The 16326-nt window shown below is 67.8% G+C and carries 15 protein-coding genes; all 15 read right to left on the reverse strand.

Translation table 11 applies throughout. The annotated features are described in order from the left end of the window. Positions 1-35: 35 nt before the first annotated feature. On the reverse strand, positions 36-509 hold the full coding sequence (locus ABDJ40_RS12745) for a CvpA family protein (RefSeq protein ID WP_347610197.1): 474 nt from the start codon (positions 507-509) through the stop codon (positions 36-38). A gap of 19 nt (positions 510-528) precedes the next feature. Further along, complete coding sequence (locus ABDJ40_RS12750) at positions 529-1434, reverse strand: SPOR domain-containing protein (protein ID WP_347610199.1); 906 nt, start codon at positions 1432-1434, stop codon at positions 529-531. Between the two features lie 99 nt (positions 1435-1533). Next, positions 1534-2895 carry a bifunctional tetrahydrofolate synthase/dihydrofolate synthase gene (gene folC, locus ABDJ40_RS12755; protein ID WP_347610201.1) on the reverse strand — a complete coding sequence of 454 codons (1362 nt, stop codon included), beginning with the start codon at positions 2893-2895 and terminating at the stop codon, positions 1534-1536. Positions 2896-2964: 69 nt separating this feature from the next. Then, on the reverse strand, positions 2965-3837 hold the full coding sequence (gene accD, locus ABDJ40_RS12760; RefSeq protein WP_347610203.1) for an acetyl-CoA carboxylase, carboxyltransferase subunit beta: 873 nt from the start codon (positions 3835-3837) through the stop codon (positions 2965-2967). 92 nt (positions 3838-3929) lie between these two features. After that, entirely contained in the window at positions 3930-4739 is an 810-nt protein-coding gene (gene trpA / locus ABDJ40_RS12765) for a tryptophan synthase subunit alpha (protein ID WP_347610205.1), read from the reverse strand. Next, on the reverse strand, positions 4736-6034 hold the full coding sequence (gene trpB, locus ABDJ40_RS12770) for a tryptophan synthase subunit beta (RefSeq protein WP_347610207.1): 1299 nt from the start codon (positions 6032-6034) through the stop codon (positions 4736-4738). Before trpB ends, trpA begins: the two co-directional genes overlap by 4 nt. A 44-nt stretch (positions 6035-6078) precedes the next feature. After that, positions 6079-6720, reverse strand: coding sequence for a phosphoribosylanthranilate isomerase (locus ABDJ40_RS12775; protein WP_269632662.1), 642 nt, complete (start codon positions 6718-6720; stop codon positions 6079-6081). 34 nt (positions 6721-6754) lie between these two features. Next, the gene (truA, locus tag ABDJ40_RS12780; protein ID WP_269632661.1) at positions 6755-7543 is read right to left on the reverse strand and encodes a tRNA pseudouridine(38-40) synthase TruA; all 789 of its coding nucleotides are present in this window, start codon (positions 7541-7543) and stop codon (positions 6755-6757) included. Between the two features lie 168 nt (positions 7544-7711). Then, complete coding sequence (locus ABDJ40_RS12785) at positions 7712-10243, reverse strand: FimV/HubP family polar landmark protein (protein ID WP_347610210.1); 2532 nt, start codon at positions 10241-10243, stop codon at positions 7712-7714. A 287-nt stretch (positions 10244-10530) separates the two neighbouring features. Next, positions 10531-11661, reverse strand: a complete 1131-nt coding sequence (gene asd, locus ABDJ40_RS12790; protein WP_347610212.1) for an aspartate-semialdehyde dehydrogenase — start codon at positions 11659-11661, stop codon at positions 10531-10533. A gap of 93 nt (positions 11662-11754) precedes the next feature. After that, a complete protein-coding gene (gene leuB / locus ABDJ40_RS12795; RefSeq protein ID WP_347610214.1) occupies positions 11755-12858 on the reverse strand; it encodes a 3-isopropylmalate dehydrogenase in 1104 nt (367 codons plus the stop codon). 25 nt (positions 12859-12883) lie between these two features. Continuing rightward, entirely contained in the window at positions 12884-13171 is a 288-nt protein-coding gene (locus tag ABDJ40_RS12800) for a hypothetical protein (protein ID WP_347610216.1), read from the reverse strand. 19 nt (positions 13172-13190) lie between these two features. Then, positions 13191-13835: a 3-isopropylmalate dehydratase small subunit gene (gene leuD, locus ABDJ40_RS12805; protein ID WP_269632656.1), complete on the reverse strand. Its 645-nt coding sequence runs from the start codon at positions 13833-13835 to the stop codon at positions 13191-13193. A gap of 10 nt (positions 13836-13845) precedes the next feature. After that, complete coding sequence (leuC, locus tag ABDJ40_RS12810) at positions 13846-15258, reverse strand: 3-isopropylmalate dehydratase large subunit (RefSeq protein ID WP_347610219.1); 1413 nt, start codon at positions 15256-15258, stop codon at positions 13846-13848. A gap of 33 nt (positions 15259-15291) precedes the next feature. Continuing rightward, positions 15292-16227, reverse strand: a complete 936-nt coding sequence (locus ABDJ40_RS12815) for a LysR family transcriptional regulator (RefSeq protein ID WP_269632654.1) — start codon at positions 16225-16227, stop codon at positions 15292-15294. Between the last annotated feature and the right edge of the window lie 99 nt (positions 16228-16326).

Consider the following 16326-nt stretch of genomic DNA (forward strand, 5'->3'; position numbering starts at 1 on the left):
CGCTACGATACACAGGGCCCGGGCGCTTGTGGCGCTCAGGCCGGGATGAATTTGTTGACCGACTCCGGCAACAGGGGATGCAGCACCCGCAGCCCCGACTGCAGCCATGGCGCCAGCGCGGAGCCCTGCCAGGGCTCAGACTGCACCAGCGGCGTCATGCCCACCAGCAGGGCCACGAGCAGGCCGATGAACAGCCCGCGCAAGGCGCCGAAGCCGCCACCGCCGAGGCGGTCCAGCCAGGACAGCGGCGAGGCCTGGATCAGCGCGCGGACCAGCTTGGCCACCAGGCTCCAGACCACCAGGATGGCGATGAATGCGAGCACCAGCCCGGCCGCATGGCTCAGCGTCGGGCCCAGGCGCCCCTCGGGCAGCAGGTCCTGCACCACAGGCGCGAGCCAGGGTGACAGCAGGTAGGCGACAAGCCAGCCGGCAAGCGCGAGCACCTCATACACGAGGCCCCGCCACAGCCCCACGGCGACGGACAGGCCCAGGACGATCAACAGGGACAAGTCGACCCAGCCCATCGGATCAGAGCGTCAGCACCGTGCCGGACAGGCCGCCACCACGCAGCTTGGCAGCCGCGCGATCGGCTTCCTCACGACTGGCAAAGGGGCCCACGCGCACGCGAATGCGCTTGCCGTCCGGCGTTTCGATCGCCTGCGTGTAGGTCTTCAAGCCCAGCTTCTCGACCTTGCCCCGCACGTCCTGCGCCGCCTTGGCCTCGGCAAAGGCGCCCACCTGCACGATGAAGCGGGCGCCAGCCACGGCATCGGGCTTCTTGTCGGCAGGCTTGGGCGGCTCACGCCCTTCCAGCAGGGCCTGGGCGCGGGCGGCGTCGGCCTCACGCTCGGACTGAGGGCGGACATGCGCCTTGTCCTGTGGCTTCTCGGTGGCTTTCTCAGCCGGCTTTTCGGCGGGCTTCTCGGCAGGCTTGGCCGAGGCCTTGTCCTGCGGCTTTTCCGGCACCTTGTCAGCGGGCTTGCGCGGCTCCGGCCTGGGCTCCGCCTTGGGTTCGGGCTTGCTGGCGGCCTCCTTGCGGGCCTCGGGGTGCGTGTCCTGCCTGGGCGTCTCGGTGGGTTTCACCGGCTCTGCCACCGGCGGGGGCACTTCGTTCACGATGCCGGTGCCCTGCTCCGCAGGCGCTGCCGCGTGGCGTTCAGCGCTGGCGGCCGGCGCGGTGGCCACGGGCACGCTCAGGGGCGGCAGGCCGTCCTTCTTGGGGATCTCGATGGGCAGGTCCACCGGCACGGGTCGCGGCTGGGTCTCGAAGACCAGCGGGAAGGCGATCACGCCGGCCGCCACCAGCACCGCTGCGCCGATCAGGCGCCGCCTGGCGCGCAGGCGCAGCTGCTGCACGGCATCCAGCCCCTCGGCCACTGGCTTGGCCGCCGTCTTGTTGTCCTCGGCACGCTTGAAGAATGACAGCAAACCCATGTGTGATGCGGCACCTTGGAGAGCCGGAGATGGACGGCGCCAGGGCCGCGTGAGACAGGCGTTGGGACTCGGTCAGCCCGGTGGAGGGCGGGAGCAGGCTCAGGGCTTGGCAGCCGCTGCACCGGCCGTCAGCCTGGGCACACCGTCCTTCAGCACACCGCCCACGGTGTAGAAGGAACCGAAGACCAGAATTCTATCAGCGGGGTCCGCCTCGGCCGCGGCGGCGGCCAGGGCGGATTGCGGGTCTGCGTGCTGGGCGACGCTGACCTCCTTGGGCGTCTTCAGTCCTCCCTGCGCCTGCAGCGCGGCAAAGCGCTCCGCCAGGGCGGCGGCGGTCGCGGCCCGGGGCAGCGGCAGATCACAGAAATGCCAGCAGTCGACCAGGGGCGCGATGCGCGCGAGGATCTCCGCCAGGTCCTTGTCCGCCATGGCACCGAAGACGGCATGAGTACGCGGGAAGAAGCCCATCTGGTCCAGGTTCTGGGCCAGGGCCGCGATGGCATGGGGGTTGTGGGCCACATCCAGCACCAGGGCCGGCTGGCCCGGCACCACCTGGAATCGCCCCGGCAGTTCCACCAGGGCCAGACCGGTGCGGACCGCCTGGGCGCTGATCGGCAACTGCTCGTACAAGGCCTCGAACACGGCCAGCACGCCCGAGGCATTCAGCAGCTGGTTGACGCCGCGCAGCGCCGGAAAGGCCAGACCGCTGAACTTGCGCTGGCGCCCTGCCCACTGCCATTGCTGGCGGTCGCCGCCATAGCTGAAGTCCTTGCCCAGCTGGCGCAGATCGGCGCCGACGGCCGCGGCATGCGCCGCCAGGCTGGCCGGCGGCATGGGGTCGCTGACGACCACCGGCTTGCCCGGGCGCATGATGTGGGCCTTCTCCCGCCCCACGGACTCGCGGTCCGGGCCGAGGTACTCCACGTGGTCGAGGTCGATGCTGGTGATCACCGCGCAATCGGCGTCGATGGTGTTGACGGCATCCAGCCGCCCGCCCAGCCCCACCTCCAGGATGACCAGGTCCAGCGGCTCCGCCGCCAGGCGGCTCAGGATGGCCAGCGTCGTGAACTCGAAATAGGTCAGGGCCACCTCGCCGCGCGCCGCTTCGACGGCCTCGAAGTGCGGCAGCAGGCTGTCGGCATCGACCGGCGCCCCGCCCACACGGCAGCGCTCCTGGAAATGCACCAGGTGCGGCTTGATGTACAGACCCACCCGGTAGCCGGCCTGCAGGGCGATTGACTCCAACATCGCACAGGTCGAGCCCTTGCCATTGGTGCCCGCCACCATCACCACCGGCGCCTGGAAGCGCAGGCCCAGGCGATCCCGCAGGGTGTTGACCCGGGCCAGGGTCATGTCGATTTCCTTGGGGTGCAGGCGCTCGCAGTGGGCCAGCCAGTCGTCCAGGCGCTGCTGGGCGGCACTGGCGGGGGCGCTCTGGTGGGCAATCGGGGCGGTGGTCATGGGCGGGAGTGTCCGGAATGCAAAACGGCCAGGCTGGGGGCCTGGCCGCGAGGGGGCGACGACGCCGGATCAGGCGACGGCGTCAGAGCTCTGGCGCTGCAGCATGGCCAGCTGGCGGGCGATGGTCTCGCGGAGCTGACGGCGGTCCACGATCATGTCCACGGCACCCTTTTCCATCAGGAATTCGGCGCGCTGGAAGCCCGGCGGCAACTTTTCGCGCACGGTGTTCTCGATCACGCGGGGGCCCGCAAAGCCGATCAGGGCCTTGGGCTCGGCGATGACGATGTCACCCACAAAGGCAAAGGAGGCCGAGACGCCGCCCATGGTCGGGTCGGTCAGCACGCTGATGTAGGGGAGCTTGGCCTTGGCCAGGCGGGTCAGCGCGGCATTGGTCTTGGCCATCTGCATCAGGGACAGCAGGCCTTCCTGCATGCGGGCACCGCCGGTGGCGGTGAAGCAGATGAAGGGCGTCTTCTGCTCGATGGCAGTTTCCACGCCGCGGGCAAAGCGCTCGCCGACCACGGAGCCCATGGAGCCGCCCATGAAGTCGAACTCGAAGCAGGCGGCCACCACGGGCACGCTCATCACGGCGCCGCCGATCACCACGAGGGCGTCGGTCTCGCCGGTGGTCTCGAGGGCTTCCTTGAGGCGGTCCGGGTACTTCTTGCTGTCCTTGAACTTCAGGGCATCGACCGGGATGACTTCCTGGCCGATCTCATAGCGCCCTTCCCCGTCCAGGAAGGCGTTCAGGCGTGCACGGGCACCGATGCGGTGGTGATGGCTGCACTTGGGGCAGACATTGATGTTCTGCTCCAGGTCGGTCTTGTAGAGCACCGTCTCGCAGGACGGGCACTTGATCCACAGCCCTTCAGGCACGGTGCGACGCTCGGCGGCCTCGCTTTGCTGCATCTTGGGCGGCAGAAGTTTCTCAAGCCAACTCATGGGCAGACTCCTTCGTCTCAGGTCTCGTTTTCGGGCGACCCACCGCCTCTTGGGTGATGGGTCGCCGGGGTCAGCAGGGGCGTCAGCCCTCTTCAGCTGCGAGGCAAGGCGTCCAGCGCCTCGCGGATCTCGCGGATGAAGGCCGCCCCGGTGGAAGCCACATTATCGCGTGCTTCGACCTCCAGCAGCTGAACCAGGCGGGAACCGATCACCACGGCATCGGAAACGCGGGCCACGGCCTGGGCGGTGGCCGCATCGCGGATACCGAATCCCACCCCCACCGGCACCGAAACCCGGGCCCGGATGCGCGGCACCATGCGGGCCACGGCCTCGGTGTCCAGGTGCCCCGCCCCGGTCACGCCCTTCAGCGAAACGTAGTAGACATAGCCACTGGCCACCTTGCCGACGCTGGCCATCCGCTCGTCCGTGGACGTGGGCGCCAGCAGGAAGATGGGGTCCAGCCCGGCGGATTTCATCAGGCCGGCGAAGGCCTCGCATTCCTCGGGCGGGTAGTCGACGATCAGCACGCCATCCACGCCAGCCGCCTTGGCATCGGCCACGAAAGCGGCCTGGCCATAGCGCTCCACAGGATTGGCATAGCCCATCAGCACCACGGGCGTCTCGCCATCCAGCTCACGGAAGGCTCGCACATAGGCCAGCACCTGCTTCAGACCGATGCCATGGGTCAGCGCGCGTTCGGCGGCCTTCTGGATCACGGGGCCGTCTGCCATGGGATCGGAGAAGGGCACGCCCAGCTCGATGACGTCGGCGCCGGCACGGGCCATGGCCAGCATCAGCTCGACCGTGCAGTCCGGGAAGGGATCGCCGGCGGTGACGTAGGGAATGAGGGCCTTGCGGCCCTGCGCGGCCAGGCGGGCGAAGGTGGACTGGATGCGGCTCATTGCGCACCTCCCTTCGCGGGCGTGCTGACAACCACGGTGTCGGACCCCTTCACCGACTGGCCGCGACACGACGGCCGGCAGTAGAAGTCGGCCTTGGAGAGGTCAGCCACCGTGCCGATGTCCTTGTCGCCGCGTCCGGAGAGGTTGACCAGGATGTGCTGGTCCGGTCGCATCGTCGGGGCCAGCTTCATGGCATGGGCCACGGCATGGCTGGACTCCAGCGCCGGGATGATGCCCTCGGTGCGGCACAGGCGGTGGAAGGCGTCCAGGGCTTCCTGGTCGGTGATGCCCACATATTCGGCCCGGCCGATGTCCTTCAGATAGGCATGCTCAGGCCCCACGCCGGGATAGTCCAGGCCGGCGGAGACGGAGTGCGTCTCGATGATCTGGCCGTTCTCGTCCTGCAGCAGATAGGTGCGATTGCCATGCAGCACGCCCGGGCTGCCCAGGCTCAGCGTGGCCGCATGCTTGTGGCCCTCCAGGCCTTCGCCCGCGGCCTCGACGCCGATCAGGCGCACCTGCTCGTGAGGAATGTAGGGGTAGAAGATGCCGATGGCATTGGAGCCTCCACCCACGCAGGCCACGACGGCATCCGGCTGGCGGCCGATCATCGGTGGCATCTGCTCCAGGCATTCGTCGCCGATGATGCGCTGGAAGTCGCGCACCATCATCGGATAGGGATGCGGGCCGGCCACGGTGCCGATGATGTAGAAGGTCGACTCGACGTTCGTCACCCAGTCGCGCATGGCCTCGTTGAGGGCGTCCTTGAGGGTCTTGGAGCCCGAGTCCACGGGCACCACGGTCGCACCCAGCAGCTTCATGCGGTAGACGTTGGGCGACTGGCGCTTGACGTCCTCGCTGCCCATGTAGACCACGCATTCCATGCCGTAGCGGGCGCAGATGGTGGCCGTGGCAACGCCGTGCTGGCCGGCGCCGGTCTCGGCGATGATGCGCTTCTTGCCCATGCGCCGGGCCAGCAGAGCCTGCCCGATGGTGTTGTTCACCTTGTGGGCGCCGGTATGGTTGAGGTCCTCACGCTTGAGGTAGACCTGCGCGCCCCCCAGTTCACGACTGAGGCGATCGGCGTGATAGATGGGGCTGGGGCGCCCCACGAAATGCGCCAGCTCCTTCTTGAACTCGGCGATGAAGTCCGGGTCCTGGCTGTAGCGGGCATAGGCCTCGTTGAGCTCGTCCAGCGCATGGACCAGGGTCTCGGCGACGAAACGGCCGCCATAGACCTGGCCGTTCACGGGTCCGAAATGCCCACGGGCATCCGGCATGTTGTAGTTCGACATGATGGTTCTCTCTTCAGGGGCCGAGCCACCCATCCCGGGCGGGCTCAGCCGGCATCTTCAAGGCGGGCATCCGCTTCACGGACAGCCTCGCAGAACTGACGCATCAGCAGGGGGTTCTTGAGGCCCTTGGCCTCCTCCACCCCGGAGCTGACGTCAACGGCCCAGGGCCGGACGCGAAGAATCCCTTCGATCACATTTCCGGCATGCAACCCACCAGACAAAACGACTGGAGAGGGCACGTTTCGAGGAAGCAGTGACCAATCGAAGACCTTTCCACCACCACCATAGCCCTCGACATGGGCGTCGACGAGCATGGCCTGGGCGCTAGAGAACTGTTGGGCGAAGTCTAGCAAATCAAAGCCGGGGCTCATGCGTGCCGCACGGATATAGGGCCGCGCCATGCGCTCGCACTGCTGCGGCGTCTCGTCGCCATGGAACTGCAGCAGCAGGTTCGGCAGCGCCGCCATGGCCTCGGCCAGCAGTTCATCGCTGGCATTGACGAAGAGGCCCACAGGCGTGACGAAGGGCGGCAGGCGCCGCGCCAGTTCGGCGGCGCGCAGCGGACTCACGTGGCGCGGGCTCTTTTCATAGAAGACAAAGCCGATGGCATCGGCCCCGGCCTGGACGGCGAAGTCCAGGTCCTGCTCGCGGGTCAGGCCGCAGATCTTGATGCGTGTTCGGGTCATCGCTGCTCTCCCAGGCTGGACCGCGGCAAGGGCCTCACGGCAGCCAATCCATGGCCGCCGTACGCTCCGGCAAGCCCAGAGGGGCATCGTAGTACGGGCCGAGGAAGTACAGCCCTGCCGGCGAGAAGGTCGGCGCTGCCGCCTGTCGGCTGCGCGCGGCCACCACCTCGGCCATCCACTCGGGCGGCTTCAGCCCGCTGCCCACCGTGATCAGGCAGCCCATGATGTTGCGCACCATGTGGTGCAGGAAGGCCGAGGCATCGAACTCGAAGCGCCAGTAGGCGCCGCGGCGGTGGATGTCGATGGCGCGCAGCACCTTCACCGGCGACTTGGCCTGGCATTCGGCAGAGCGGAAGGAGGAGAAGTCGTGCTCGCCCAGCAGGTGCTGAACCGCGGAACGCATGGCCTCCCCATCGAGCGGGCGAAACACCCAGCCGCAGGCGCCACTCTCGATGGCCGGCCGCACGGCGGACTCCAGGAGCAGGTAGGCGTAGCGCCGCCCACGCGCATGATTGCGGGCATGGAAGTCCGCCCCCGGGAAGGCGCACCACTGAATGGCGATGTCCGGAGGCAGGTAGCGGTTGGTCCCGCGCACCCAGGAAAAGGGCTCGCGCAGGGCCTCGGTATCGAAGTGCACGACCTGGTTGAGCCCATGCACGCCGGTGTCCGTGCGGCCGGCGCAGATTGTGCGGATGGGCGCATCGGCAAACTGGGACAGCGCTTTCTCCAGGGCATCCTGCACGGTGCGGCCATTGGGCTGGGACTGCCAGCCCAGGTAGCCATCCCCGCGGTAACTGACCCCCAGGGCCACGCGCTGCGTCATCGAATCATCCTCACAGGAAATGCCGGGCCTGCCGCCCTGCCCTCGCCGGTCACAAGCCGCTGGCGCCCCGGCAACGGGGTCAGGTCTTGCGGCCAAGAAAAAAGGCGCCCGAAGCTCGGGCGCCTTGTCATTGTCGCGGACATTGCGCCGCGCTCGTGAGTGGGCCGCTCAGCGGAGCTCGTCCAGCATGGCCTGAGCCTTGGCGCGGAGGTTGCCCTCGGCCTTCATCACCAGTTCCTGCAGGACGTCCCGGGCCCCTTCCACATCACCGATCTGACGGAATTCCTCAGCCAGCTCCAGCTGACGCTGCAGAGGATCGCCTTCGTCGTCGGCCAGAGCGTCGATGGCATCGGCCAGCTGGTCAGCGGCGCTGCGGCCCGAGGTCTCCAGACCGTGCGGGTCCGCGATCGTGGCCGTGGGCGACGGGGCAGCCGTCGCCGGCAGGTCAAGGTCGATCGAGGACAGGTCGAAGTCCAGGCTCTGGGCATCCGGCGGCAGCGGGGCTGCGGCGGTGGCTGCATCAAAGTCGCCGAGCTCGTTGAGGTCGAACTGCAGATCAGCCGCGGCGGCCTGCGCCGATTCCGGCAGCTTGGGCGCGCCCAGGTCCACATCCATGCGCAGGGGCGCCTGGGCTGCGGACACCGGCAGCGCCTGCGTCGCCTCCATGGAGGAGCTGGAGCCCCCGAGATCGAGGTCCAGGTCGAGGTCCAGGCTGCTGGCCGGACCGGGATCGGTTGCAGGCGTGCCCATCATGCCGGCGGTCGCAGGCAGGGTGGTCGCGTTCATGGGCTCGGGGCGCTGCTCGGCGTCGCCTGCGGCCAGAGCGGCAGGCATGCCACCCGGCTGGTACAGGGGATGCTCGGGATCGATCTGACGACCCAGCTCCTGCACCTTGGGCCAGTCCTCGCCCTGGCCTTGCGTCTCGGCGTACAGCTGAGAAGCCAGTTGCTCGTAGGCCTTGGTGTCGCGGCGCTTGGCGTAGACCTCCAGCAGCTTCAGGCGGATGGCCAGGCGCTCAGGGTTCGCGCGCAGGGCTTCCTTCAGGATTTCCTCGGCCTGCAGGTCGCGGCCATAGGCCAGATAGACATCAGCTTCCGCCACCGGATCCACGTCACCAATGGCATCCAGCTGGCTCAGCGAGTAGCTCATCGAGCTCTGGCTGGAATTGCCGGACTCACGGGTGTCGATGCGCTGGCCACCGCTGGCACCAAAGAAGGAATCGGGCTGCAGGCGGCTTTCGGTGAAGGCGGTCTCGGCCTTGAATTCAGGACGGCGATTGCGCAGACGCATCAGACCCAGGCCACCCAGCGCCACCACCAGCACGCCGGCCAGGATCGGCAGGATGGGGCCGTCGGTCAGCGAGTCGATGAAGCTGGGCTCAGGTGCGGGCGCCGGAGCAGGCTTGCGCGGTGCCGGCTTGGGACGGCTCGCCGCCGAGGCAGCCTCCGACGCGGCCTGCGAGGCAGCGACGGCCGGGGCGGCAACAGATGCCGCCGGGCTCGGCACGCTGGCAGGAGTGGGCAGCGCTGCCGGCAGGGTCACGGCGGGCGCCGGAGCCGGGGCCGGCGCGGGGGTCGGCGCCGGATTCGGTGCTGGCGCGGGCGCAGCCGTCGGCTTGGTCTGGCTGGACAGCTTCTTGAGCTCTTCCACGTTGCGGGTCAGCTCGGCGACACGCGCGGCGGAGTCCTTCTTCTCCGTGTCCTTGGAGGCCTTGACCTCGGTGCCGGTCGAGGCGCTGGGCTTGCTGAGGGTCAGCTTGTCGGGCGCGGCGGCAGCAGGCTTCTTGTCCGCCGCCTCGGCCTGCACCCGCCCCTTGGCGGACTTGTCACTCTCGTCCTGGTGGATGAGGGGAGCGCCAGAGGCCAGGCGCTGGCGGTAGCTGTTGAAGTCGGCGCTCTGGGCCTGGATCACCTGGCGGGCTTCGGCCGGGCTCAGCTCGCCCAGCTTCTCGCTGCCAGGCACCTTCAGCACGACGCCAGCCTTCAGCCGGTTCATGTTGTTGTCGACGAAGGCGTCAGGGTTCGCGCGGTAGAGGCCCACCAGCATCTGGTCCAGCGAGATGCCGTCGACCTGCGTCTTGCCGGCGATGCGCGACAGGGTGTCACCCGGCTTCACCGCGTAGTCGCTGGCGGCCGTGGGGTTCACGGGAGCAGGCGCAGGCGCCGGCTTGGGCTCGGCACGAGGTGCTGGCGGGGTCACGGCCGGGCGCTGCGCAGCGGGACGCTGGCCGGGCTGGCTGGCGACGGCCTTGGAGTCCACCGGTGCCGCGGCGATGACCGGCGCCGTGGTGACCTCGCTGGGCGCAGACGGGCGGGCGAGCGTGGGCGGATCGAACAGCAGCGTGTATTCACGCGTCAGCCGGCCGGTGGACCAGTTCAGCTCCAGGATCAGGTCAACGAAGGGCTCCTGCACGGCGCGATCACTGGTGATGCGCAGGTAGGGGCGGCCGTCGGGTCGACGCAGGAGCTGGACCTGGGTGGAAGTCAGCACCGAATTGAATTCGACGCCGCTGGCGCGGTAGACGTCCGGCGTGGCGATGCGGACCTTCAGCGAACCGGCCTCTTCGGCCGTCATGCTGCTTACATCGATCTCGGCCTTGAGCGTCTCACCCAGCGAAGACTGGACTTTTGAGCTACCCAGCCCGAGGCCCCAGGCCTGCAAGCTGGCCAGAGACAAGGCGGCCACCGCAACGCGGGTCAAGGCAAAGCGCCCGAAAGCGCGAGAGTACTTGTTCAAGGCGTCCCCCAAAGCAACAAAGCGGGCACCCCAGGGTGTCCGCCTGTTTCGACGATGTTTGTTATGTGGATCACAGCCCTCGAGATGCTGTCGTACACGGCTTCAGCGCTGCAGAAATCACAACAGCGTCAAGCATATACGCCAGACAACTCATGCAAAGGCTGAATTTCACCCTTGACAAGCGTCTGGTTCACTACCCGTTACCAGCTGTCGCATGTGGGCAACGGGTAGCGAAGGCTGGCCGAGGGATTTTACTGGCTCAGCAGGATGCGCAGCATGCGGCGCAGCGGTTCCGCAGCACCCCACAGCAGCTGGTCGCCGATGGTGAAGGCGCCCAGGTACTCGGGGCCCATGGCCATCTTGCGCAGGCGGCCCACCGGGATGCCCAGGGTGCCGGTGACGGCCACGGGCGTCAGGTCCTGGATGGTGGCTTCCCGGGTATTGGGGACGACCTTCACCCATTCGTTGTCGGCGGCGATCATGGCCTCGATGTCGGCCAGGGGCACGTCCTTCTTGAGCTTGAAGGTCAGGGCCTGGCTGTGGCAGCGCATGGCGCCTACGCGCACGCAGAAGCCATCCACCGGCACGGCCGACGAACCGAAGCCCTCGCCCTGGCCCAGGATCTTGTTGGTCTCGGCCATGCCCTTCCACTCTTCGCGGGAGGTGCCGTTGCCCAGGTCCTTGTCGATCCAGGGGATCAGTGATCCGCCCAGGGGCACGCCGAAATTGGCCGTCTCGCTGGCGCTCAGGCTGCGCTGCTTGGCGATGATCTTGCGGTCGATCTCGAGGATGGCGCTCTTCGGGTCGGCCAGCAGTTCACGGACCTCGGCGTTCAGGGTGCCGAACTGCGTCAGCAGCTCGCGCATGTGCTGGGCGCCGCCGCCGGAGGCCGCCTGGTAGGTCTGGGTGCTCATCCACTCGACCAGGCCGGCCTTGTAGAGCGCGCCCACGCCCATCAGCATGCAGGAGACGGTGCAGTTGCCACCCACCCAGTTGCGACCGCCCTTGGCCAGCGCGTCCTTGATCACGGGCAGATTGACCGGATCCAGGATGATGACGGCGTCATCCTTCATGCGCAGGGTGGAGGCGGCGTCGATCCAGTGGCCGTTCCAGCCCGCGGCGCGCAGCTTGGGGAAGACCTCGCTGGTGTAGTCGCCGCCCTGGGCGGTGATGATGATCTCGCAGCGCTTGAGCTGCTCGATATCGAAGGCGTCCTGCAGCGTGGTTTCGTTCTTCGCCTGGGCCGGGGCCTTGCCGCCGGCGTTGGAGGTGCTGAAGAACAGCGGTTCGATCAGGTCGAAATCGCGCTCGGCCGTCATGCGGTCCATGAGCACCGAGCCGACCATGCCACGCCAGCCCACCAAACCTACGAGAGTCGTCATCTTGCTTCCTTTGTCATCTCACACCACAAACCCTTCCGGTCCTTCTCCGGCTCGTTCGCCGGGTTTGTGGAGGCGAGACGAACCGGAGCTGGATCAGCCCTTAATGGTTTTCGTCATGGTGGTGCCTGCCGTGACGGCAGCCACCACGGCATCACCCATCTCGCGGGTACTCACCTTGCGCGTGCCTTCCGAATGGATGTCGGCGGTGCGCAGGCCCTGCGACAGCACGGACTGCACCGCGGCCTCGATACGGGCAGCGGCTTCCGGCTGATTCAGGGAGAACTTGAGCATCATGGCGGCGGAGAGGATGGTGGCCAGGGGATTGGCAATCCCCTGGCCGGCGATGTCAGGCGCGCTGCCGTGGCTAGGCTCGTACAAGCCCTGGTTGGCCGCATTCAGCGAGGCCGAAGGCAGCATGCCGATGGAACCCGTCAGCATGGCCGCTTCGTCAGACAGGATATCACCGAACATATTGCCAGTTACGACCACATCGAACTTCTTGGGCGCCTTCACCAGCTGCATCGCGGCGTTGTCTACGTACATGTGCTCCAGCTCAACATCGGGGTACTGGGCATGGACCTCGCTGACCACGTCCTTCCAGAACTGGAAGGTCTCCAGCACATTGGCCTTGTCGACGCTGGTGACCTTCCTGTTGCGCTTGCGGGCGGCCTGGAAGGCGACGTGGGCGATGCGCTCGATCTCGGGGCGCGAGTAGCGCATGGTGTCGAAGGCTTCCTCGGCGCCGGGGAAATGACCGTCCACCGCGGTGCGACGGCCGCGGGGCTGGCCGAAGTAGATGTCGCCGGTCAGCTCACGGATGATGAGGATGTCCAAGCCGGCTACGAGCTCGGGCTTGAGGCTGGAGGCGTGCGTCAGCTCGGGATAGCAGATGGCCGGGCGGAAGTTGGCGAAGAGCCCCAGCTCCCTGCGCAGGCCCAGGATGGCCTGCTCGGGGCGCAGGCGGCGCTCCAGGGTGTCGTACTTCCAGTCGCCCACGGCGCCGAAGAGCACGGCGTCCGCCGCCTTGGCCAGGGCCAGGGTGCTTTCGGGCAGCGGGTGGCCGGCGGCCTCGTAGGCCGCACCGCCCACGGGCGCGGTCTCCATCTCGAAGGGCAGGTCCAGGACCTTCAGCACCTTGACGGCTTCAGCGACGATCTCGGTGCCGATGCCGTCACCCGGCAGGATTGCAATCTTCATGGTGGGTCAGTCTCGAAAATGGGGGTCAGTCGTCCGACAGCCAGTGGCTCAGGCGGTGCTCGCAGGCCTTGAACACCACATAGGCCATCATGGCCAGGAATCCGTTGAGCAGCAGCTCCAGCAGCTGGCGCAAGCCGCCTTCCAGCACGGCGTCCCAGCCGTGGTTCAGCAGGAAGCGCCCGTTGGCGGAGAGCAGGTGAAAAAGGTTGAGCGTGCCGATGCCGAAGGCAAAGAAGCTCAGCACCATCACGATGAAGGCGCGCCCGGGCCTGGCCAGCACCACGCGGCGGAACCAGGCTCTCGGGGCCAGCACGGCAGCGCCCTCGCCCGCCTCAGATCCGCCGGCCCAGCCAGGGCTTGACCAGCAGGCGCTCGGCCTCGAAGGCCTTGATCTTCTCGGCATGACGCAGGGTCAGGCCGATGTCATCGAAGCCGTTGAGCAGGCAGTACTTGCGGAAAGGCTGCACCTCGAAGGGCAGCTCGGTGCCGTCTGCCTTGATCACGACCTGGCGCTCCAGGTCCACCGTCAGCTGGTAGCCGGGGAAGGCGTGGACCTCGTCGAACAGGCGGGCCACCTGGCTCTCCGGCAGCACGATGGGCAGCACACCGTTCTTGAAGCAGTTGTTGAAGAAGATGTCGGCGAAGCTGGGCGCGATCAGCGCGCGGAAGCCGTACTGCTCCAGGGCCCAGGGCGCGTGCTCGCGGCTGGAGCCGCAGCCGAAGTTGCTGCGGGCGATCAGGATGGAAGCGCCCGCGTAGCGCGGCTGGTTCAGCACGAAGTCCGGATTGGGTTTGCGCGAGGCGGGATCCTGGCCGGGCTCGCCCTTGTCCAGGTAGCGCCATTCGTCAAACAGGTTGGGGCCGAAGCCAGTGCGCTTGATGGACTTCAGGAACTGCTTGGGGATGATGGCGTCGGTGTCGACGTTGTCGCGGTCCATGGGCGCCACGAGGCCCTTGTGGATGGTGAACTTTTCCATGACGGGGTCCTCAGGCGATCTTGCGCACGTCGACGAAATGGCCCTGCATCGCGGCCGCGGCCGCCATGGCCGGGCTCACCAGATGGGTGCGGCCACCCGCGCCCTGGCGGCCTTCGAAGTTGCGGTTGCTGGTGGAGGCGCAGCGCTCGCCCGGCTCCAGGCGGTCGGCATTCATGGCCAGGCACATGGAGCAGCCCGGCTCGCGCCACTCGAAACCCGCGGCGGTGAAGATGCGGTCCAGGCCTTCAGCCTCAGCCTGCGCCTTCACCAGTCCCGAGCCCGGCACCACGAGGGCCAGGCGCACATTGCTGGCGATGCGGCCACCAAGGCGCTTCACCACGGCGGCGGCTTCGCGCATGTCCTCGATGCGACTGTTGGTGCAGGAGCCAATGAAGACCTTGTCGATGCGGATGTCGCTGATGGCCTTGTTGGGCTCCAGGGCCATGTAGGTCAGCGCGCGCTCGATGGCGCTGCGCTTGACGGCGTCCTTTTCCTTGTCAGGGTCCGGCACGCGGTCCTCGATGGACAGCACCATCTCGGGCGAGGTGCCCCAGGTGACCTGGGGGCGCATCTGAGCGGCGTCCAGCTCGACCACGGCGTCGAAGTGCGCACCGGCATCCGAGTGCAGGGTGCGCCAGTACTGCACCGCCTGCTCCCATTCGACGCCCTGCGGCGAGAAGGGGCGGCCCTTGACGTAGTTGAGGGTGACCTCGTCCACCGCGACCAGTCCGGCGCGCGCACCAGCCTCGATGGCCATGTTGCAGACCGTCATGCGGCCTTCCATGCTCAGCGCACGGATGGCCGAACCGGCGAACTCGATGGTGTAGCCCGTGCCGCCGGCCGTGCCGATCCTGCCGATGATGGCCAGCACGATGTCCTTGGCGCCGACGCCAGGCAAGACCTGACCCTCGACCTTCACCAGCATGTTCTTCGCCTTCTTGGCGAGCAGCGTCTGCGTGGCCAGCACATGCTCGACCTCGGAGGTGCCGATGCCGTGGGCCAGCGCGCCGAAGGCACCGTGGGTGGAGGTGTGGCTGTCGCCGCAGACCACCGTCATGCCGGGCAGCGTGGCGCCCTGCTCCGGGCCGATCACGTGGACGATGCCCTGGCGGCGGTCGCTCATCTTGAACTGGGTGATGCCATGGCGGTCGCAGTTGGCATCCAGGGTGTCGACCTGCAGGCGCGAGATGGGATCGGCGATGCCGGCGCTGCGGTCGGTGGTGGGCACGTTGTGGTCGCTCACCGCCAGGTTGGCCGACAGGCGCCAGACCTTGCGGCCAGCCATGTCCAGACCCTCGAAGGCCTGCGGGCTGGTCACCTCATGGACGAGATGGCGGTCGATGTAGAGCACGGCCGTGCCGTCTTCCTCGGTGTGCACGACGTGCTCGTCCCAGAGCTTGTCGTAGAGGGTGCGTGCGCTCATGTGGGTCTCTCAGGCTGTGATGCGGCCGGCGGGTCAGGCCGTGCCGCGCAGGGGTTGGGTGGTGGCCGTGGTCTCGGTCCGGGTCTCGGGCGGGCACAGGGCGTCCACGAATCGCTGGACCACGGTGGGCAGGCGCTCTTGGCGCAGCACGCCCAGCACGTAGTCGCGCCGGGCCCAGTCTTCCTCCAGCCGCAGCTGGCGGACCTTGAAGACCTGGGCAAAACGTTCGGCCGGTGCCTGGGGCAGCACGGCGACGCCCAGGCCCGATTCCACGAGCTGGGCGATGGCATCGAAGCCGCGCACCTGCAGGCGCGCGTTGAGCGTGCGGCCGCGGGCCAGGGCCTGCTCGCGCATCAGCTCCTGGGCGGCGGCGCCGGCATGCAGGCCGACGAGGTCGTAGTCCAGGAGCTCGTCAAAGCTGATCGAGGCGCGGTCCGCCAGCGCATGGCCTTCGGGCACCAGCACGGCCAGACGGCCAGAGCGGTAATTGAAGGTCTGCATGCGGCTGTCCAGGAGCGGCGCGGTGAACACGCCGACATCGGCGCGCCCTTCCGCCACGGCGGCCTGCACCTCGGCGCTGGTCAGGTCTTCCAGGCTGATGCGGATCTGCGGGTGGGCCTGCGAGAAGGCCACCAGGTCCGGCGGCAGGGCCTCGGCAATGGCGCCGCTGTTGGCCACGATGCGCAGATGGCCCTTGATGCCACGGGCGAACTCCATCACCTCGCTCTCCAGGGCATGCAGCGAGGCATGCAGGGAGCGGATGTGGCGCACCAGCGCACGGCAGGCCTCGGTGGGCTCCACGCCACGGGCGCGGCGCTCGAACAGCTGCACACCCAGGCGCGTCTCCAGATCGGAAATCCGCTTGGAGGCCGCGGCCAGCGCGAGGTGCTCGCGCTCCGCGCCGCGGGTGATCGAACGGGTCTGTTCGATCGCCAGCACGAGGTTGAGGGTGGTGAGGTCGAGTCGCATGTGAGTGGCCTTGGCAGTAATTTAGTCTTCGCGGAAGACTTTGTTACTACCCAATCACCCAAACAAGCCTTCGCGCAAGGCGAAGAATACAGCAATCCC

Origin of the sequence: Roseateles flavus (assembly GCF_039872765.1) — a bacterium.
GTDB lineage: Bacteria > Pseudomonadota > Gammaproteobacteria > Burkholderiales > Burkholderiaceae_C > Roseateles_B > Roseateles_B flavus.